This window comes from Aureivirga sp. CE67, assembly GCF_015767245.1.
In the GTDB taxonomy this organism is placed as follows: domain Bacteria; phylum Bacteroidota; class Bacteroidia; order Flavobacteriales; family Flavobacteriaceae; genus Aureivirga.
On sequence record NZ_JADOTV010000003.1, the window covers coordinates 148034 to 167638 of the forward strand.

Annotated in this window: 20 protein-coding genes; 9 read left to right on the forward strand and 11 right to left on the reverse strand. The window is 28.1% G+C overall.

The window, feature by feature from the left end; translation table 11 throughout:
• Positions 1-3: 3 nt before the first annotated feature.
• The 7 genes from I0K12_RS06550 to I0K12_RS06580 form a co-directional block, all read right to left on the reverse strand.
• The gene (locus tag I0K12_RS06550; protein WP_231372716.1) at positions 4-651 is read right to left on the reverse strand and encodes a CatB-related O-acetyltransferase; all 648 of its coding nucleotides are present in this window, start codon (positions 649-651) and stop codon (positions 4-6) included.
• Positions 648-1601, reverse strand: a complete 954-nt coding sequence (locus tag I0K12_RS06555; RefSeq protein ID WP_196886369.1) for a glycosyltransferase — start codon at positions 1599-1601, stop codon at positions 648-650. The genes I0K12_RS06550 and I0K12_RS06555 overlap by 4 nt, the downstream gene beginning before the upstream one ends.
• Before the next feature lie 12 nt (positions 1602-1613).
• Positions 1614-2870 carry a polysaccharide ABC transporter ATP-binding protein gene (locus tag I0K12_RS06560; RefSeq protein ID WP_196886371.1) on the reverse strand — a complete coding sequence of 419 codons (1257 nt, stop codon included), beginning with the start codon at positions 2868-2870 and terminating at the stop codon, positions 1614-1616.
• Positions 2871-2872: 2 nt separating this feature from the next.
• Positions 2873-3733, reverse strand: coding sequence for an ABC transporter permease (locus I0K12_RS06565; RefSeq protein ID WP_196886372.1), 861 nt, complete (start codon positions 3731-3733; stop codon positions 2873-2875).
• 204 nt (positions 3734-3937) lie between these two features.
• Complete coding sequence (locus tag I0K12_RS06570) at positions 3938-4891, reverse strand: D-2-hydroxyacid dehydrogenase (RefSeq protein WP_196886373.1); 954 nt, start codon at positions 4889-4891, stop codon at positions 3938-3940.
• Between the two features lie 13 nt (positions 4892-4904).
• Positions 4905-5981, reverse strand: coding sequence for a 3-phosphoserine/phosphohydroxythreonine transaminase (gene serC, locus I0K12_RS06575; RefSeq protein WP_196886374.1), 1077 nt, complete (start codon positions 5979-5981; stop codon positions 4905-4907).
• A gap of 105 nt (positions 5982-6086) precedes the next feature.
• Entirely contained in the window at positions 6087-7154 is a 1068-nt protein-coding gene (locus I0K12_RS06580; protein WP_196886375.1) for an acyl-CoA reductase, read from the reverse strand.
• 63 nt (positions 7155-7217) lie between these two features.
• Between I0K12_RS06580 and I0K12_RS06585 the strand changes: the two genes are divergently transcribed.
• The 4 genes from I0K12_RS06585 (at position 7218) to I0K12_RS06600 (ending at position 8634) form a co-directional block, all read left to right on the forward strand.
• Positions 7218-7568: a 4Fe-4S dicluster domain-containing protein gene (locus I0K12_RS06585; RefSeq protein ID WP_196886376.1), complete on the forward strand. Its 351-nt coding sequence runs from the start codon at positions 7218-7220 to the stop codon at positions 7566-7568.
• Positions 7569-7679: 111 nt separating this feature from the next.
• Positions 7680-8015: a hypothetical protein gene (locus I0K12_RS06590; RefSeq protein ID WP_196886377.1), complete on the forward strand. Its 336-nt coding sequence runs from the start codon at positions 7680-7682 to the stop codon at positions 8013-8015.
• A gap of 22 nt (positions 8016-8037) precedes the next feature.
• Positions 8038-8193: a hypothetical protein gene (locus tag I0K12_RS06595; RefSeq protein ID WP_196886378.1), complete on the forward strand. Its 156-nt coding sequence runs from the start codon at positions 8038-8040 to the stop codon at positions 8191-8193.
• Between the two features lie 42 nt (positions 8194-8235).
• Positions 8236-8634, forward strand: a complete 399-nt coding sequence (locus tag I0K12_RS06600) for a hypothetical protein (RefSeq protein ID WP_196886380.1) — start codon at positions 8236-8238, stop codon at positions 8632-8634.
• A 46-nt stretch (positions 8635-8680) separates the two neighbouring features.
• Here the strand turns inward: I0K12_RS06600 and I0K12_RS06605 are convergent, their stop codons facing one another.
• Positions 8681-9349: a hypothetical protein gene (locus I0K12_RS06605; RefSeq protein WP_196886382.1), complete on the reverse strand. Its 669-nt coding sequence runs from the start codon at positions 9347-9349 to the stop codon at positions 8681-8683.
• A gap of 274 nt (positions 9350-9623) precedes the next feature.
• Here I0K12_RS06605 and I0K12_RS06610 point away from each other — a divergent pair, with 274 nt between their 5' ends.
• The 4 genes from I0K12_RS06610 (at position 9624) to I0K12_RS06625 (ending at position 14241) form a co-directional block, all read left to right on the forward strand.
• Positions 9624-10064 carry a glycine-rich domain-containing protein gene (locus I0K12_RS06610; RefSeq protein ID WP_196886384.1) on the forward strand — a complete coding sequence of 147 codons (441 nt, stop codon included), beginning with the start codon at positions 9624-9626 and terminating at the stop codon, positions 10062-10064.
• A gap of 6 nt (positions 10065-10070) precedes the next feature.
• Complete coding sequence (locus I0K12_RS06615; protein WP_196886385.1) at positions 10071-11195, forward strand: hypothetical protein; 1125 nt, start codon at positions 10071-10073, stop codon at positions 11193-11195.
• A gap of 192 nt (positions 11196-11387) precedes the next feature.
• Positions 11388-13109, forward strand: coding sequence for an alkaline phosphatase D family protein (locus I0K12_RS06620; RefSeq protein ID WP_196886387.1), 1722 nt, complete (start codon positions 11388-11390; stop codon positions 13107-13109).
• Between the two features lie 310 nt (positions 13110-13419).
• Complete coding sequence (locus I0K12_RS06625) at positions 13420-14241, forward strand: endonuclease/exonuclease/phosphatase family protein (RefSeq protein WP_196886389.1); 822 nt, start codon at positions 13420-13422, stop codon at positions 14239-14241.
• 15 nt (positions 14242-14256) lie between these two features.
• Here I0K12_RS06625 and I0K12_RS06630 read toward each other — a convergent pair whose 3' ends face one another.
• The 3 genes from I0K12_RS06630 to I0K12_RS06640 all read right to left on the reverse strand — a co-directional run bounded on the left by I0K12_RS06630 (position 14257) and on the right by I0K12_RS06640 (position 17094).
• Positions 14257-14925: a response regulator transcription factor gene (locus tag I0K12_RS06630; protein ID WP_196886391.1), complete on the reverse strand. Its 669-nt coding sequence runs from the start codon at positions 14923-14925 to the stop codon at positions 14257-14259.
• On the reverse strand, positions 14922-15581 hold the full coding sequence (locus I0K12_RS06635) for a sensor histidine kinase (protein ID WP_196886393.1): 660 nt from the start codon (positions 15579-15581) through the stop codon (positions 14922-14924). Before I0K12_RS06635 ends, I0K12_RS06630 begins: the two co-directional genes overlap by 4 nt.
• Before the next feature lie 727 nt (positions 15582-16308).
• Positions 16309-17094: a hypothetical protein gene (locus tag I0K12_RS06640; RefSeq protein ID WP_196886395.1), complete on the reverse strand. Its 786-nt coding sequence runs from the start codon at positions 17092-17094 to the stop codon at positions 16309-16311.
• A 232-nt stretch (positions 17095-17326) separates the two neighbouring features.
• Here I0K12_RS06640 and I0K12_RS06645 point away from each other — a divergent pair, with 232 nt between their 5' ends.
• Complete coding sequence (locus I0K12_RS06645) at positions 17327-19576, forward strand: nitric-oxide reductase large subunit (protein ID WP_196886396.1); 2250 nt, start codon at positions 17327-17329, stop codon at positions 19574-19576.
• The last annotated feature ends 29 nt before the right edge of the window (positions 19577-19605 follow it).

A 19605-nucleotide genomic window follows, 5' to 3' on the forward strand; every position in this document is an offset into this window, starting at 1 on the left:
TAATTATTGATATAAATCTTCTAAATTTTCTAAATTTTTAAAGAATAGAGGCTTAATTGCTTTCAATTCATTCTCTGTTTTATTCCACCATTGTAGTTCTTCAACTTGAGAAATTATTTTATCAGAAAAACGTTTTTTTAATGGTTTTGCAGGAGTTCCTGCTACAATTGTATATGAAGGAACATCTTTAGTAACAACAGAACCTGCAGCTAATATAGCTCCATTTCCAATAGTAACATTTCCAACAATAATTACATTATGTCCAATCCAAACATCATTTCCAACAACAACTTTATTTGTTGTTTTTAATGTTTTTAATTCTCCATTGAATAATAGTTTATTGATATACGTGGATAAATAGTTTATTGGATGATTTGTTGTATGAATAGCTACATCTGCTCCAATTTGACAATATTTACCTACAGAAACATCTCCCATTAACATATTATTATATCCTAATGTTGTTGCAAAACCAATAGAAATTTTTCCAGAAAAATTACATCTATCAGGAATTCTATTTTTTCCTTCAAAAGAAACATTTTGATATCCTTTCGATTCTTTTGAGATAAAAGTTCCTAACTTTTTATTCTCTTTACGAAATCGATATTTCTTATAACGTGTCCAGTATTTATATAGTAAGTGTTTTATCATTTTGATCTAAAAATTAAACGGATACCTTTAGCTATAATCTTTTTAAACATAAAAGAAAATCGAATTATTTTTTTATTTTTTTCTATAAAATCAATACTCTCTGAACTTACACCAACCTCATTTTCAATCCATTTAGGTATATTATTCCCTAAGTGATATGCAAATGATTTATTTAGAGACAGTCTATAATATCCTAGTACATCTATCGGTTTATCCAATACTTTGTTTTCATAACCGTTTTTAAAAACATATTTTGGTTTTAGGTATTCTATATTCTGTAATACACTTCTTCTATATGTAGCAACAAAATGACAAGCTCCAATACAAATTGGATAGTCTCCTGATTTTAAATAAAATTGTTTATTCTTCCATTTCTTGAAAACTTCTTTATTTCCGACTCCTTCTTCAAATAATTCAAATGACTTATTGGAAACTATTTTTCCTTTTTTAATACTAAATAACTTATCAAAAAATAATGAAGTATTATTATAGAATGCTAAATTAGGAACTGGCAAAGGTGAAATCACACCTGCTTTTGAAAAAGTATTAAAAGCTTTAATTATTTCATTTTCCCATCCTGTAAAAAAGAAAACATCTGCATCCGTAATTGTAATTAAATCTTCATATGATGCTCGTGCTTCTGCTAAAACTGTATAAACCTTTCCGTAATTCTCAGTATATTTAACATGTTTATCAATATATTTATTGATTAATAATGTTTCTATATAATCTGTAACTTCTACTTTACAATTATTATTTATTATTGTTATAACTGTATTATTCAAATCTACAGTCTTCAATATAGACTCTATACAAACTTTCAGAACCTCAAATAAATTTTGAAAATATTCTTCATCTGATTCTGGAATATATACAGGTATAATAATACGATGCTGCTTATATTTTATTTCTGATAACTTTGATTTTTCAGGATTTACCCCTATACGCATAACATTCCATTTTTATTCAACAATATTCCAATTATTTGGTGTATAAACTCGCCCGTGTTGTTGTTTTAAAGGGTATTTATATCCTGTAAAATTTGTATTGATAAGATTAAATATATATATATCTTCAAAATCTATCGTTTCACTAGTGAATAATCTAAGATTAATACTATATTCTCCTTCCTTTAAAGAAAAACCATTAATTAAATTAGTTTTTAATTCAATCTGATTTTCTCTTGGTGTAATTATTTCTGAATTTAACCAACTTGAAATTGTTGTTTGAGGCTGTCCAAATAAATCATTAATAAAATATTCTATCTTTAAATCAGAAGGAATATTATTCTCAAATAATAATTTTAAATTAAAACTTATTGGATCAAAAACTTCAATAACTTCAACGATATTTGATTTTGAATTTCTAACCTCAAAATCAATTACTTGAACTCCTTTTTTAGATTTACATAGATTTAAAAATGTTGATTTAACACTTAAATAATAATTAATTCCTTCTTGAACTTTACCTTGAAATCCAACACCTCCATTCTCTAAAACGACTAACCTTGAGCATAAACTCTGGATAGCGCCCATATCATGACTCACAAAAAGTACTGTTCTCCCACCTTGTTTTGAAATATCCTTCATTTTACCGATAGCTTTTTTCTGAAATTCTGCATCACCAACAGCTAAAACTTCATCTACAACCAAAATATCTGGTTCTAAATGTGCAGCAACAGCAAATGCCAGACGAACTTTCATTCCACTAGAATATCTTTTTACTGGAGTATCTACGTATCGTTCGCAACCTGAAAAAGCAATAATTTCATCTATTTTTGAAGAAATCTCTTTTTTTGTCATTCCCAGAATTGCTCCATTTAAATAGATATTTTCTCTACCTGTCATTTCTGGATGAAATCCTGTACCTACTTCAAGTAAAGATGCTATTCTTCCTCTAGATTTTATACTTCCAGTAGTTGGGCTAGTTACTTGTGATAAAATTTTAAGTAAAGTTGATTTTCCCGCACCATTTTTACCAATAATTCCAAGAACTTCTCCTTTTTTTACTTCAAAATTAATATCTTTTAAAGCCCAAACATATTCTGAGTTTCCTTTACTAGAACGATCATTTGTTTCTCCAATTTTTAAAAAAGGGTCTTGTTTTCCTCTAATCTTAGCCCACCATCTATTCAAGTCATGGCTAATTGTTCCTGTTCCAATCGTCCCTAGACGATATTGTTTTGAAACATTCTCTACTTTTAATATTGTTTCCGCCATGATTAAATTGTATCAATAAAACTTTTTTCTGTTTTGTTAAAGATTACAAGACCTACAAAAAACACTACAATGGATATAACTGTTGTGTATATAATTCCTGATAAAGAGAAATTATTCTCATTTAAAAGCATGAATCTTGAAATTTCAATAACATGTGCCATCGGATTTAATTCTACCATCCAAGCTAAATCTGGTATTTTTTGTTCAATCAAACTCATTGGGTAAGCCACTAACGAAAAATACATCAATAACTGAACTCCAAATTGAACTAAAAAAGTTAAGTCTCTATATTTTGTAACCATTGAAGAAATAATCATACCTAATCCTAAACCTAACATTCCCATTATTAAAACTAAAACTGGGAAAAACACTAATGCTACATTTGGTCGAACTTCATTTCCAATAAAAACAAAATATAAATAAAATGCTATAAAAATAGTAAGTTGAATTCCAAACTTTAATAAATTTGATACTACAATAGACATCGGCATAATAACTCTTGGAAAGTAAACTTTTCCAAAAATTGCTTCATTCTTTTTAAAAGTATCAGAAGTTGCTACTAAACATTCTTTGAAATAATTCCAAACTGTCACTCCTGCAAGGTTAAATAAAAATGGAGGTATAGAACCTGTTTGAATTCCAGCAACATTATTGAAAATTAATGTAAAAACTACGGAAGTAAATAAAGGTTGAATTAAATACCATAAAGGTCCAAGAATTGTTTGTTTGTAAAGTGTAACTACATCACGCTTAACAAACATTAAAAGTAAATCTCTATAACGCCAAATCTCCTTAAAATTTAGTGAAAAAAGAGTATCTTTTGGCTTTATTTCATACAGCCAATCTTCTTTTGGGGTTTTCATTTAACTTAGTATCTTTTGGGAAAGCAAAAATAAAATTTATTCTTAATTAATCTATATAATTAATACTTATTTACTGTTTACCTTAGCAGTTTTAAATTATTTATAAAAATACCATACTATATCATAAGTTTTTAAATATTTATGAATAAAAAAAATGGAAGCTTATTAAACTCCCATTCCTTTTTATATTATTTTCATAATTTACTACCCTTCAAAAGCTTCAATAATTTGCTCTGAAATATCTTGTGCAATTCGAGCTTGTGCTTCGATTGTTGAACTACCAATATGTGGTGTCATCGAAATTTTATGATTCATCAAAATCTGAATTGCTGGTGTTGGCTCATCTTCAAAAGCATCTAATCCTGCATATAATAATTTATCCGCATTTAAAGCTTCTACCAAAGCAACCTCATCAATAGCTCCTCCTCTTGAAGTATTTATAATTCCAGCTCCATCACGCATCATTTCAATTTCTTTAACTGAAATCAAATGCCCGTCTTGGTATGGCGTATGAATTGTTACAAAATCAGAGTTTTTAAGTACATCTTCTTTATCTGTAGTTAATACATTAAAGTGAATTGCTTGCCCATCATAGAAATCTAATTCAATTGTAGCTTCTTCTACGTATGGATCACAAGCAAGAACTTTCATTCCTAAACTTAAGGCGATTTTAGCAACATTTTGCCCAATTTTACCAAAACCAATAATTCCTAAAGTTTTCCCTCTTAACTCTGTTCCAGCAGCATAAGAATTCTTTAATCCTTTAAAATTAATTTCTCCTTCTAATGGCATTGTTCTATTCGAATCATGTAGGAAACGAACCATTCCAAATAAATGTGCAAAAACTAATTCTGCAACAGAATTTGAAGAAGCATCTGAAGCTGTAATCACGCGAACTCCTGCAGACTCTGCATATTCGACATCAATATTATCAATTCCAACTCCTGCTCTAGCAATCATTTTTAAAGAAGGACAATCATCAATAACATCATCTCTTACTTCTGTAGCACTTCTTACAATCAGAATTTCAATATTATGTTCGTTTATGTAGTTGATCAATTGACTTTGTGCAACTTTCACAACTAGTACTTCAAATCCTGCATTTTCTAAGGCTAAAACTCCATTTCTAGCCAAACCATCATTTGCTAATATTTTCATTTTGTATGTTTTCTTAGTTTAGTTTTTTTTCAAATTTTCGCAATGTATCTACTAAAATTTCGATGCTTTCAAATGGCATTGCATTATAAATACTTGCTCGATATCCTCCAGCAGATCTATGTCCAACAATTCCACTTATTCCAGCGTCATCGCAAAGTTCTTGAAAAAGATTTTCTTTATCTGTATTTTTTAAATTAAATGTCACATTCATTTTTGAGCGATCTTCTGTTCTTGCTGTTCCTTCAAAAAATGGATTTCTATCAATTTCTTCGTATAAAAAAGAAGCTTTTCGATTATTTTCAACTTCAATTCCTTGAATTCCTCCTTTATTTTTCAGCCAAGTGAGATTTAAATAAGCTGTATAAATTGCAAAAACTGTTGGAGTATTACTTAAACTTCCATTATCTATATGTTTTTGGTAATCTAATAGAGTTGGAATTTTTCTATCTGTTTTCCCAAGAATTGAATTTTTCACAACAACCAAAGCACAACCTGCTGTTCCAACATTTTTCTGTGCTCCTGCATAAATTAAATCGAACTTATTAAAATCCATTTGTCTAGAAAAAATATCCGAACTCATATCTGCAACCAAAGGAATTTCTATATCTGGAAATTCATTAATTTGCGTTCCATAAATTGTATTATTTGTCGTACAATGAAAATAATCTGCATCTGTTGGAACATGATAATTCGTCGGAATATAATTATAGTTTTTATCTTTTGAAGAAGCTACAATTTTTGCATTTCCTAGAATATTTGCTTCATGAATTGCTTTTGAACTCCAACGTCCAGTATCTAAATAAGCTCCTGTTCCTCCGATTTTCATTAAATTATAAGGTACTAACAAGAATTCTAAACTTGCTCCTCCATGAAGAAACAAAACAGAATAATCATCCGAGATTTGCAATAAATCTTTGACTAAATCTTGTGTTTTATGTAAAATTTCAAGAAAAGAATCACTTCTGTGCGAAGTTTCTAAAATAGACAATCCAGTATCATTATAATTAATTACAGCTTTTGATAATTGTTCAAAAACTTCTTGTGGTAAAGTACTTGGTCCAGCACAAAAATTATGTTTCTTTTCTTTCATATAATTAGTGTTAAATTTATTTGACTTCGACTGCGCTCAGTCATCGCCAAATATGCTTAATCGTTATTAGGTTTGTATGAATTAATTCTAAATTTAAAACTATTTCTATTTTAATCCTATTAAAAACTCTAAAGTATTTACACCATCAGCATAATCCCAAAGTCTTGGTTTTTGCGTATTTCCAAAAGCAACAGTTTCTCTTTCTAATGTTTCGTCTTTTGCAACTACACATTGGATTTTTTCCTCATCTGCTTCTAATTTCTTCTCTAAATCTTCTAAAGAATCATAATATTCATAAAATAAAGTAGAAATCGGTGAAGTATAACTTTCATCTTCTTTTAAAACTAAAAACCCATTTTCTCTTAAATCAAAAAGACTCATCAAATAAACTGCTTTGTTATAATCGTAGTTATTTGCATATCTTTCATAATTAATAATATCCTTTTTATTATAAACAGCTTTGAAAATTAAATCAAAATCATAATCTCTTGGAACAAAAATCTTAGAAACATTTCGACAACCTAAACCAAAATATCTAAAAATATCATCTCCTAAAGCCACTAATTCTTCTTCTGATTCTTTTCCAGTAATTACGGCAACAGAATTTCTATTTCTACGAATAATATTTGGATATTTCCCGAAATAAAAATCAAAATACCTTGCAGTATTATTACTACCTGTTGCAATCACAGCATCAAAATCTTTTAACTCTCCTTGTGTTATTGTAATGGTTTCTTTAAATTCTGGATTTAAATATTCTAAATATTTTACGGCTAAAGGAATAAAATGCGTATCATTTGAAGATTGTTTTGCTAAAATATGATGACCAGACATTACAACCGATAAAAAATCATGAAAACCAACCATCGGAATATTTCCTGCCATGATTACAGCAACTTTTTTTGGAGAAATGGCACTAAAATCATAAGCATTTAACCACGAATTTAAATTCTCTTCTGTAAGTGCTTCACTCCAATTTTGTAATGAAAAAAGCACATTATCTTGCGTAAACCAACCGTTAACTTCTTGTGCTCGTTTAATTTGCATTTTAAAAGCATCAAAAAACAAGTCATTATGTGGGATATTGTCTTTCTTCACAATACCTACCGTTGTAAACTGACTTAAGAACTCTCCTAGAGCTATGAACGCTTTTTTTCTATCTTCTATCAACATTTTACCTATAATTTTACAAAGATTTATGTATTTTTGTTTTGCAAATTTAAAGTAAATATAATTATGGCAATAATAATAACTGACGAATGTATCAATTGTGGTGCATGTGAACCAGAATGTCCAAATACTGCGATTTACGAAGGAGCAGAAGATTGGACTATGGAACAAGGAACAGAATTATCTGGTGATGTAGTTTTCCCTAACGGAAATTCATATAACGCTGAGGACGATCAAGAGCCGATCAGTGATGAATTTTATTTCATTGTTCCAGATAAGTGTACTGAGTGTAAAGGTTTCCATGATGAGCCTCAGTGTGCAGCAGTTTGTCCAGTAGATTGTTGTGTTCCTGATGAAGATCATGAAGAATCAGAAGAAACATTATTAGAGAAAAAAGCGTTTTTACATAACGAATAATCTTTAATAAGTTCTACTTAAAAATTAAACGAATTATATCAAAATATTTTTAAAGAGTTTTCTATTTTATAGGAAGCTCTTTTTTTATATATTCGATTCAAAATAAATATTATGAAAAAAATTATTCAAATTCTTTTATTTTCATCCTTAATTATTAGTTGTCAGGAACCAATTCGTATTGAATTGGATACAAAACTTGAAAATGTAAAAATTCAACCAAAAGAAGCTTTAGCATTGGCAAATGATGAAATTGAAAAAAACTATCATCTAAATAAAGATAATCTCAATTCTAATAATCCAAATTTAGATCTAAAAATTCACATTACTAAAAAAGGAGAATGGTATTATTTTAAAAAAACTAATTATCCCGCAATGAGTAATTCTTTTTATTTAGAAAAGGCTGTGATGGTAAATTCTAATACAGGAGAAATTAAACTATCGAAATAACTTTTGAAATTAAAATAAATTAATGAAAAAACTATTACTTCTAATTTCACTTTTCACTATTTTTTCTTGTAAGAATTCAAATATTTTAGAAAAACCATTTTTATCTCCTGAGGATTATAAACAAGAAATCTCAAGACTTAGATATGAAACTTCAATTGATGATTTTTATCCAAATTAATCCTTTAATCAAAAAAATTATATTTAATAGAAAACCTCAACTATGAAAAAACTTTTTTTAATAGCTTTATTTATTGTCAATTTCATAAATGCTCAAATAACTAAAAACAATGAAACTACTTTTGAACTAAGAAAGACATCTTTAAAGTTTATCAGTTCAAATCAAGTAGAAACAAGTAAATATTTTATTACTGTGAATAATTCAGAAAAAGATTTAGACTATTTGAAAAAATTAAATAAAAAAGAAATTTTAGTTTTAATTCAAGATGAAAAATACGATTGGCGAATTAATTTACTTCTTTATCAATATTATAAAAAAAATGCAATTATGTTTTTTGCTTTTGATTTAAAAACCAGAAAAGATTGGATAGATTATTTTAAAGAAGAAGATCAAAAATACTGGACGATAAACCTAGAAAAATGTGGTTTGTGTACTGAATAAAAAATTAAAAAGCCTCAATTATTAAACAATTGAGGCTTTTTAATTTTTACTTTAATTCATTCCCGTGAAATGGACAAAATTTCCATTTACCATTCATTGCTTCATTGTCAATAGGACAAATTTTATCATCAATTAGAGAAGAAAGAGGTAAATCCCATTTAACTTCATTCCCAGAATGTAAAACACTAAATTCACCTTCTTCATATTCATTAATAATATTTACACCGCTACTATCTTTTACTTCAAAAATATAGAAATGCATTCCTTGTCCCATTTTCCCTAAAGTTTGTGCAAAAAACGGTTTCAAATTTGAAAGAAGCATTCTTGTACTTAATTCTACTTCTTCATCTGGAATAGGTTTAAAAACCCTACCATTAATATCTTTAATTAAAATATTTTTTCTAATTATTTCTTCAGAATCAAATCTCACATTTGTTCCATTAGAAATTTGTTCCATTTTTAAAGCACAAATCAATACATAGTCTTTAAATGATTCTTCAATAAGATCAATAGTTTCTGGTGTTACATCAGGTGAGTTTGTTAAAGCAATCCTCCAATAGCTACTAGGAATCCATAATGTCCCAGTCATATCATTATCATTATGTTTATTCCATTTCCAAAGATCTGACATTAATTCATTTTGATCAATTACTTTTTTTTGGGCAAAAATGGAGATACTAAAAAGTAAAAGAATCAGGGTAATTGTTTTTTTCATGTTTTAATTTAATTTTGATGTTTAACTTTTCTTTTTCATCAAATGATTTTGAATTGGATAATTATTTTAACATTAAATAGTATTAAACTCTTAAATCATTTAATTTTTCAAATATACTCTTAATTTTTTAGCAACAAAAAGTACTTTTTCATAAAAAAAATACAGTAAAAAAACTTCAATAAACGCTATAACACAAGGAATCAAACAATTAGTAGAGTATAATTAAAAATGCTATTATGAGATAAATTTTTATTTTTGAACAAACAAAATATTTATGTTGCATAAAAAGTATTCTACTAAAGAAATAAGAGAAATTGCTTCTAAAATCATAAAGAATAATCCTGCATTAGTTTCAAAACTAGAAAAAGTTCCATTTGAAGAAAAAATAGATGTGAAAGAATTATTTGTAGAGGTTCTGAAATTTCTTTTTTTAGTAGGAAAAAATAATCAAACACTTACGCCATCTCTAAATGTAGACTTAGCTTGGCATGAGTTTATTCTTTTTACAAGAACTTATCATCAATTTTGTGATAATCATTTTGGTAGATATATTCATCATCAACCTGAGGAGAATATTGCTAAAAACAATTCAAATTTTCAGAAAACAATAAAATTATACATTATAACTTTCGGAGAACCTAAAAAGGAATTTTGGGGATGCTATGCTCATTCAGAATGGGAAAGCGCTCAATGTGGTTCTTGCGAAGCAATCTAAAGAAATATGTACTTTGAATCAAAAATTACTGTGGATCCGAAAGAGATTTCACATATTGAAAGAATTAAACCAACTAAAGCTTTCAAGAAAATATTATTCTATCTTACTTCAGGAAATGTTGGAAAAAAAGAAGTAAGACAAACTTTTACAGCAGTTTCTATCTTACAGCAAATCAATAGGGTTTGTGTAGGACAAGGAATCTCAAATATCATTCGTCTTTCACACGATGGAATTGATTTTTATTTTGATGAGGAAGGAAAAAAAGATGATCTAAAAGAAGCTCTAGACACTTATGATTTAGAAATGAATGAGGAAATGTCTCATTTTTTCAAAAATCTTTCGATGATTTTAGAGCATGAAGATGAAAATTTTAAATATTTGATTTCGATTGATATCTATAAAAATCATGATGTTGGAAAATTTCCTATTCAAATAAAGATTACAGGATTACTTAAAGACTTCAAGGCAAACGAAGAAACTACTGCAGAGATGAAAGAAAAATTCAAATCTGTATTTACTTCTCAAGAATCTATTGATGCTTTTAGAATAGAAAAAAGAGAGTTCTTCAATAATTTTGTGAATTCGTTCAAAATGAATTTCCAAAAGTTAATGCATGTAGACTCTGTGGAAACAGATATTAAAACAAAAGTGATTGTTCCGAAAAAGAATTACAACAGAGTAAGTGAAATCGGAAATTCTCCTGATTATAGTTTTGAATACGATTACTATTATAACTACCACGGTTTCGATTCTTTTTATTTATACACATTAGCTTGGTCTTCTTTTAATCATGAACAATCTTATGATTTTAACGATACACATTTTGAAACAGAAATGGGTGAAAATTTAGGATTTGCGGAAAACATGGAAAGCTCCTCTCCTATTTTCAGTGAAGATTCTTATTCTGTAGAAGACACAACTTTAATGTCAGATACTTTTGAGGAAAGTCCTGCAGTGTTGGAAGAAGTTGGAGGCTCTAGTTCTGAATCAAGCAGTTGGTTTGATTTTGGAGATTCGAGTTCTGATGATGGAGGTTCAAGTTTTGATGATGGAGGATCTTCTTGTAGTTCCTGTTCTTCCTGTTCCTCTTGCAGTTCATGCTCTTCTTGTTCTTCTTGTGGAGGAGATTAATTAGGATTTTAAAAAAATAAGAATTGCTTTATAAAATAATAAATCAAAGTTATTTTATAAAGCAATTTTGATTTTATAGTGTTTTCATAACAAAATTAATTTTTATTTAAAAGTATAGGAATATTGGGTTAATGTTTAAATAAAGAGTCTATTCTATTTTTCTTTTTCATTTAATCAAAAACATTAACGGTAATGAAAACAAAAAATACTACTACTAGAAGATCTTTCTTAAAAAACACTTTGTTAGCCTCAGGAGGTATCATTTTAGCTTCCAATTTTATTAGTTGTTCTGATGATGATTTGGACGACAATACAGTACCTGATAATTCTACAATTGATAAATTTAATCATGGAGTAGCAAGTTTTGATCCTACAATAAATCAAGTTATTATTTGGACAAGATATTCTACAGATGCTCCAGAAGTTTCTATTTTTTGGGAGGTTTCAAAAAATATGGATTTTACACAAGTAATTCGTTCAGGAAATTTTATCACAAATGCGCAAAGAGATTACACGATTTCAATCGAAGTTCAAGATTTAGAACCTAATCAAAAATTATATTATCGTTTTGCTCAGTTAGAAGAAGAAACGGGTTCCGTTATTGGAGAAACGATTACATTGGCTGAAAACCCAAATGAAGTAAAATTGGCAGTTTGTTCTTGTTCTAATTATGCAGCAGGGTATTTTAATGTTTATGATGCTATGGCAAATTCAGATGCAGATGTAATTGTTCATTTAGGTGATTATATCTATGAATATGGCGAGGGAGAATACGGAAATACTTCAGAGGTAGAAAGAGAACTTTCTCCGCTTCATGAAATTATAACTTTAGATGATTATAGAGAAAGATATCGTCTGTATCGTTCGGATAAAATGCTACAATTAGCACATCAGAAAAAACCATTTATCTGTGTTTGGGATGATCATGAAATAGCCAATGATACCTATAAAGATGGTGCACAAAACCACGATTCTTCTGAAGGAAGTTTTACAACAAGAAAAGCTAGTGCAATTAAAGCTTTTAGTGAATATTTACCTGTGAAAACAGAAGATAATAATTTGATTTATAGAAATATTGAATTTGGAAATTTAGTTAATCTAATCATGTTAGATACTAGAGTGATTGGGAGAGATAAACAATTATCTTATGGAGATTTTATTTCAATTTCAGGTTTTGACAATGAAGGCTTTAAAGATATTTGGTTAGATCCTACGAGAACTATTCTGGGACAAGAACAAAAAAGTTGGTTATTAAATTTAGCTAAAAGCAATAGTGCTACTTGGCAAGTATTGGGACAACAAGTACTGATGGCAAAAATGTTATTACCTTTTGATTTCTTAAATCTACTAGAAGAATTTTCAGAAGAAGAAAGAAAAGGAAATATTACAACACAAAAAAGAATTGCTTTAGAACAAAAAATGAAAGAATTCATTGAGTTGCAGAGGAGATTTGAAGTAAATGATCCAACATTAACAACCGTTCAAAGAGCGAGTGTCAGCGAAGGTTTTCCATATAATTTGGATGCTTGGGATGGTTATCCTAAAGAGAGAGATGTGGTTTTAAACGCTTTTCAAGGGAAAAAATTAGTTACGCTTGCTGGAGATACACATAATGCTTGGCATTCGGATTTAAAATTAAATAATTATGGAAAAGTTGGTGAAGAATTTGCAACTACTTCGGTTACATCTCCAGGTGTGGATTTAGTTTTAAAAGGCAATATTCTTTCTTCGATTTTTGAAGCATTTATGAAATCAATGATTAAAGATTTAAATTATGTGAATGCTTCAGATAGAGGTTTTATGAAAGTGATATTCACGCATGGAAGTGCAAATGCAGAATGGATTTTTGTAGATAATATTTATAGTGAAGACTATCAAATATCAATTGAGCAAACAACTAGTTATAGCGGTTAATCTAAGTAAATTTTTCTCAAAAACCGAGTTTTCAGACTCGGTTTTTTTATTACACAATACTTTTATTTATAGTTTTTCGTTCTTTATATATCCATAAATTATATTATTTTTTTAATAATAAAATTTTATAATTTACTACCAATAAAAAAAGCTAATCCCAAAAATGAAAATTTTCTTCTACTTTTTATCACTTCTCTTGCTTGTAGCACTTATTTGGAATTCTCATTTTTTACTTGGAAATATTCTCATGACTATTCAAATTCCAATATTTCTATTTGCAACATTTGTATTTATATCTAGAAGAAAAAAATTGAAGAAATTTCACAATGTTTTTTTCATCTGCACATTTTTAGTTTTTCTAAACTTTGGTTATAATTATATCAGAGGATTTCATTTTACCACAAATGAAGTAAAGCAAAATAAAGAAGTTACAATTCTTACTTACAATCTCTTTTTTAAAAATAAATACAAACAGAATATTTTAAATGAAATAATTTCTACAAAACCGGATATTTTACTTGTACAAGAATTGACTTATCAGTGGAACAATGAACTTCAAAAGAAATTATCCAAAATATATAAATACAAAAAAATATCCCAAAGAAAAGGAACGCATGGTTTTGGCGTATTTTCTAAATATCCAATAACAGAAACCAAATATTTAAAAAACATAAACAAACTTCCTTTTTGTCAAATAAATAAAATAAAAGTTGGAAAAGAAGAATTGATAGTATCAAATATACATCTAGCTTCTCCAGCAAAAGCAATAGAAAACCCTAAAGATTTTTATGATTTATATGAGAAAATTTACAATCTAAGAGAAAAAGAATGGGCAAAAATAAATTTGTATTTAAACAAGAACTTTTCAAATAAAAACATTTTGCTTTGTGGTGATTTCAATACGATGAAAGTAGAACCTTTATACAATCATATTCGTCAAGATTGGTCAGATTTGTTTCATGAAAAAGGCGAAGGATTTAGTTATACATTTCCTAATAGTTCGAAAATCCCTTTTCCAATAATCACTCTTGATTATATTATGTATAAAGGAAAAATCCAACCAATAAAAGCTGAAGTTCTGAAACAAAGTAGTTCAGATCATTTTGCGGTTTTTGGAACGATAAAGATCTAGGTTTAATGCTATCTATTAAAAACTTGGCGGAAGTGGATGAATATCATTTACAATCGCATATACTACTAAACCAACTGTATTTTTAGCTCCGACTTTTTCTAAAATTCTTTGCCGATGATTTTCTACTGTTCTTTTACTTAAAAAAAGGTTTTCTGCAATTTCGTGGTTAGTTTTTTCAGTACAAATCAATTCTAAAACTTCTATTTCTCTTTTTGACAATTGATCTTTTGTAATTATAGATGGTTTTTTAGTTCTAAAATTCAAATGATCTTGAACTAAATCTTTATCTTTTTTAGTAAAATAGACTCCAAATTCATAAACTGCTTCAATTGCTTCCATAAGTAAAGTTTTATTAGCATTTTTAGGAATAAAAGCTGAAACACCTAATTTTATCATATGTCCAATTACATTTTTTTTATAATGAGAAGAAAGAATTATAAGTTTCAATTCGGGATATTTTTCTTTTAAAATAGCTACAAGTTCAAAACCATTTATCGGTTTCATTTGAATATCAACTAGGGCAATATCTGGGAAAAAAGAAGGCTTTGTTTGTTCTAATTTCTCAATAAAGTCATTAGCATTATTTTCTGCCAAAACAACTTCTACTTTATTCTCATTGGAAAACAATAATTTCAAACCTTCGAGAAATAATTGTTCATCATCTATTATTGAAATCTTTATCATTTGTCAAGTTTTTTTATTGAAACAATTAATCTACAACCTTTATTTCGTTGAGTTTTCCATTTAAATTTTGCATCAATAGATTCTAACCTAGATTCTATATTTTTTATTCCCATCCCTTTTTTACTAGAATTTAAATCAAAGCCAATTCCATTATCCGAAATTAAAAAAGAGAAATAACTTTCACAGTCTCGGATTATTAATTTTAACTCAGAACCTTTAGAATGTTTAATGAAATTAGTTAAAAATTCTTGAATAATTCGATAGATTTGAACTTCAAAGTTGATGTTTTTCTTTTGATAAGGATGGTTTAAATTAATACTAACATGAATAGACGAATCCATATTAGAAAATAATTTTTCAAGCATAGAAATTAATCCTAATTCTTCTAAATTTACAGGATACATTGTATGAGAAATATTTCTTGTAGCATTTATCAATTCAGGTATTTGTGATGAAATTACTTCTCTAGATTTTTCATTTCTCCAAGTTTCCTCGTTATTAATCCATAAAGACAAAATATTTAATTTATTCCCAACTTCATCATGTAATAATTCAGCAATTCTTTTTCGTTCTTCTTCTTGTCCTTCAATAAATTTCTTTGTTGTTTCTTTTTGATATTCTAATTCCTTTTCAAATTGAACTCTTTTTTCTTTCATCAATTTCACTACAAAAGCTTTGTATGCTAAAAAAGAAAAAATGATAATTATTGAAAATACTATAATTATTAAAATTAAAAATTTTAGATCATACATACTTTTTATGTTTAAAAAATGAAATGATAAAACTGAAATATAAAATTGAAGACAAAAGATTATTCAATCCCCAAATAATTGATGCTTTTTCTAGACTTACATTTTCCAATTGATTCATTAAAACAAATAAAAAAAGTGAAATTGAATAGTAAAAGAAAAGTACGATATAGTTAACAAGTATATAGTTTAGTTTCTCAAATTCTTTGATGGTTTTAATTAATAAATAGGCTATAGAAGAAATTATTAGCAGATGAAAAATAATTTTACTGTAACTGTTTGTTAGATTTTTTTGTTGGACAAATAGAAAAATATTTTCAGCTAAAAAGAAAAGACTAAAAATTGTAATAAGAATGTACTTAGTTTTTTTACTGAATATTTTATTGAATAATAATAGAGAAAGAATTAGAAATTCACCAAAAACATAAAGTGGATATAAGAGGATATTTTGAATTCTTAACTCAATTAAAATATTAGAAATAATTTCGATAATACTGAAAAAACAAAGAAAATAGAAAAACCACCTCAATTCATTAGGTAACTTTTTATAATGAATAACACCACTAAAAACAGCTATTCCCAACAAACTAAGAGAAATTATTTTTATAATATCATAAAAAACTATTGACAAAATTTATTTTTTCAAAAACTTAAAATCATATTTATCTTTACAGAAAGGAGGACAAGGACTAGAAAAATCCTTTGAATTTGTTTCAGAAATTGTTTCTTCGCTTCTTTTACTCAACAAAACTGTTTTAGAATCATCTTTATGTCTTGAAGTTATAAAAACAAGAATTGGATATTTCATTTTATAAATTGATGAATATTTCATTCCAAAGACAATACTAAGTTCCTTCTCTTTTTCTTTTTTAACGTTTATATCAGAAAATGGTACAATAAAAGCTCTAAAAATTCGTCGACTTCCTTCATTTATAATTTCATGATAAAACCAGTCCATACAATGACTTTTCCAATTAATTATATCTTCAGATGTAATATTTTCTTTTAAATCAGGACGTTTATAAACTGAATATTTTGTTATTTCTTTATAATTTAAAACATCTAAATCTTTAGAAAAAGAAGTTTTTTTGATATTTGTAACAACCTCTCTTTCTATTAGAGAAAATTTTTCTTTTATTTCAGTTAATACAGAATATCTATAATCGACAAGTTTCGTTTTTTCTTTATGATTATGATCAAGTGGAACAAAAATTAAAATAATTTCTTCTTTTTTCACTCCAAAATACACATGGAAATTAGAACAATCTTGATTATGACTTTTCATCCAATTTATATGTTCATCTGGAATTATAAATCTCCCATTAGGAATAAAAAATTTTACAAAATCACTATGCTTTTTTAAAAGCTCTTCCCAAGAATCTACAGCTATTTGAACTTCATCATATTTCAATTTAGACATAATTTTATATTAAATTTAACAACATTTCATAATTTACTTTCCACTTTAAATATAAACATTTAAGAACTTGAAAACAATTTAATTAGTTGTTAAAACTAGAATATAAGAGTGTTAAAAGTTATTCTATTACAGAGTTAATTTTAATAATTCAAACCTTTCTGTCTTATTTTATCTTTTTTCAAAAAAACTTTCTTAAATTAATGTTAATAACTGAAAATCAAACATTAAACAAATGAAACAAGTAAAAAAACTCTGGATTACACTCACTGTAATTGTAGTAATTTCATTTGCTATAATTGGATATTATGGTTTTGAAATCTATAGAGAAGCACCGCCTATTCCAGAAAAAGTTGTAGATCTAGAAGGAAATGTAATTTATACAAAAGAAGATATTCAAGAAGGTCAACGAGTATGGCAATCTATTGGAGGACAAGAGCTAGGAACGATTTGGGGACACGGAGCCTACACTGCACCAGATTGGAATGCTGATTGGATTCATAGAGAAGCTGTATTTATATTAGATCTTTGGTCGCAAAAATTATATTCTCAAGACTTTAACTCTCTTTATGAAGACCAAAAAGCATTATTACAAACAAATCTAAAAAATTATATTCGAGAAAACCACTACAATCCTGAAACAAAAAATTTAACTATTGGTCCTGATCGAGAGGAAGCAATACTTCACAATCAAATTTATTATACAAAACTATTTTCAAATGATCCAGAATTGGCACAAACTCGTGAGCATTACGCAATGATTGAAAATACAGTTCTTGGAGAAGAAAATTTGCATCGAATTAATGCCTTTTTCTTTTGGACTTCTTGGGCTTGTACTACGGATAGACCTGGAGAAAATATTACTTACACAAATAACTGGCCTCCTGATAAATTAATGGGAAATGAGCCAGATGGTTCGCTAATGCTTTGGACAGGTTTCAGTATCATGATGCTTCTTCTAGGTATTGGATTTCTAGCTTTTTATCATGCAAAAAATACGGAAGAAGAAATCAATAAAGATTTTTTACCAAAAGAAGATCCGCTTCTTGGAATTCATCCAACCCCCTCAATGAAAGCTACTTTGAAGTATTTTTGGGTAGTTTCACTTTTGATTTTTCTACAAGTTATTTTTGGAGTAATCACAGCGCATTATGGTGTGGAAGGTCAAGGTTTATATGGAATTCCTTTGGCAGATATACTTCCATATTCTGTGACTCGAACTTGGCATGTGCAATTAGCAATTTTCTGGATTGCAACATCTTGGTTAGCAACAGGACTTTATATAGCTCCGGCAGTTTCTGGTTTTGAGCCAAAATTTCAAAGATTTGGAGTAAACTTTTTATTTATCTGTCTTTTAGTAATTGTTCTTGGTTCGATGACTGGACAATTATTAAGTATCTTCCATTATTTTGGTTTAGATATGAGTTTCTGGTTCGGACATCAAGGATTGGAATACGTAGATTTAGGTAGATTCTGGCAAATTTTCTTATTTGTAGGTCTGGTTCTTTGGTTGATTTTAGTTTTAAGAGCTCTTTGGCCAGCCTTGACAAAGAAAAATCCAGATCACAATCTTTTAGTTCTTTTTGTGATTTCTTCTATTGCGATTGCTGTTTTTTATGGAGCTGGATTAACTTGGGGAACACATACACACCTTTCATTAATTGAATATTGGCGATGGTGGGTTGTACATCTTTGGGTAGAAGGTTTCTTCGAAGTTTTTGCAACAGTAGTTATCGCTTTTCTTTTTGTTAGAATGCAGATTTTAGATATTAATAAAGCTACAAAAGCTACAATTGCTTCTGCAAGTATTTTCTTGATTGGAGGAATTATTGGAACTTTTCATCATTTATATTTTACAGGAACGCCAACAGCAGTTCTTGCTTTAGGCTCTACTTTTAGTGCTCTAGAAGTTGCTCCACTTGTTTTCATGGGATTTGAAGCTTTTCATAATTATCGGGTGAGTAAAGCAACGGAGTGGACGAAAAATTATAAATGGCCGATAAATTTCTTTATTTCTGTTTCTTTTTGGAATTTGATTGGAGCAGGAGTTTTTGGTTTTATGATTAATCCGCCGATTGCACTTTATTATATGCAAGGTTTAAATACAACACCTGTTCACGGACATGCTGCACTTTTTGGAGTTTATGGAATGTTAGGTATAGGTTTGACACTTTTTGCAATCAAAGGACTTTCTGCACACGCTCCTTGGAAAGAAGGAATGATAAAGTTTTCTTTTTGGGCTTTAAATATTGGTCTTGTTTTAATGATTGTTTTAAGTTTACTTCCGGTAGGATTGGCTCAAACGGTTGCTAGTGTAAATGAAGGAATGTGGTATGCAAGATCTGCTGAATTTAACCAACAAGAATATATACGAACCTTAAAATGGCTGCGATTAGTTGGAGATACCATTTTCGCAATTGGTTCTCTAACTTTAATCTATTTTATCATTGGTCTTAAAACTGGTTGGTCTTTGAAGAAAGAATAAGAAATTGATGGGCTGCTTCAATATGAAGC

What these genes read in the sequence shown, in the direction of transcription:
- I0K12_RS06550 (WP_231372716.1), bottom strand. Translation starts at nt 651, where the DNA reads ATGATAAAACACTTACTATATAAATACTGGACACGTTATAAGAAATAT.
- I0K12_RS06555 (WP_196886369.1), bottom strand. Translation starts at nt 1,601, where the DNA reads ATGCGTATAGGGGTAAATCCTGAAAAATCAAAGTTATCAGAAATAAAA.
- I0K12_RS06560 (WP_196886371.1), bottom strand. Translation starts at nt 2,870, where the DNA reads ATGGCGGAAACAATATTAAAAGTAGAGAATGTTTCAAAACAATATCGT.
- I0K12_RS06565 (WP_196886372.1), bottom strand. Translation starts at nt 3,733, where the DNA reads ATGAAAACCCCAAAAGAAGATTGGCTGTATGAAATAAAGCCAAAAGAT.
- I0K12_RS06570 (WP_196886373.1), bottom strand. Translation starts at nt 4,891, where the DNA reads ATGAAAATATTAGCAAATGATGGTTTGGCTAGAAATGGAGTTTTAGCC.
- serC (WP_196886374.1), bottom strand. Translation starts at nt 5,981, where the DNA reads ATGAAAGAAAAGAAACATAATTTTTGTGCTGGACCAAGTACTTTACCA.
- I0K12_RS06580 (WP_196886375.1), bottom strand. Translation starts at nt 7,154, where the DNA reads ATGTTGATAGAAGATAGAAAAAAAGCGTTCATAGCTCTAGGAGAGTTC.
- I0K12_RS06585 (WP_196886376.1), top strand. Translation starts at nt 7,218, where the DNA reads ATGGCAATAATAATAACTGACGAATGTATCAATTGTGGTGCATGTGAA.
- I0K12_RS06590 (WP_196886377.1), top strand. Translation starts at nt 7,680, where the DNA reads ATGAAAAAAATTATTCAAATTCTTTTATTTTCATCCTTAATTATTAGT.
- I0K12_RS06595 (WP_196886378.1), top strand. Translation starts at nt 8,038, where the DNA reads ATGAAAAAACTATTACTTCTAATTTCACTTTTCACTATTTTTTCTTGT.
- I0K12_RS06600 (WP_196886380.1), top strand. Translation starts at nt 8,236, where the DNA reads ATGAAAAAACTTTTTTTAATAGCTTTATTTATTGTCAATTTCATAAAT.
- I0K12_RS06605 (WP_196886382.1), bottom strand. Translation starts at nt 9,349, where the DNA reads ATGAAAAAAACAATTACCCTGATTCTTTTACTTTTTAGTATCTCCATT.
- I0K12_RS06610 (WP_196886384.1), top strand. Translation starts at nt 9,624, where the DNA reads ATGTTGCATAAAAAGTATTCTACTAAAGAAATAAGAGAAATTGCTTCT.
- I0K12_RS06615 (WP_196886385.1), top strand. Translation starts at nt 10,071, where the DNA reads ATGTACTTTGAATCAAAAATTACTGTGGATCCGAAAGAGATTTCACAT.
- I0K12_RS06620 (WP_196886387.1), top strand. Translation starts at nt 11,388, where the DNA reads ATGAAAACAAAAAATACTACTACTAGAAGATCTTTCTTAAAAAACACT.
- I0K12_RS06630 (WP_196886391.1), bottom strand. Translation starts at nt 14,925, where the DNA reads ATGATAAAGATTTCAATAATAGATGATGAACAATTATTTCTCGAAGGT.
- I0K12_RS06635 (WP_196886393.1), bottom strand. Translation starts at nt 15,581, where the DNA reads ATGAAAGAAAAAAGAGTTCAATTTGAAAAGGAATTAGAATATCAAAAA.
- I0K12_RS06640 (WP_196886395.1), bottom strand. Translation starts at nt 17,094, where the DNA reads ATGTCTAAATTGAAATATGATGAAGTTCAAATAGCTGTAGATTCTTGG.
- I0K12_RS06645 (WP_196886396.1), top strand. Translation starts at nt 17,327, where the DNA reads ATGAAACAAGTAAAAAAACTCTGGATTACACTCACTGTAATTGTAGTA.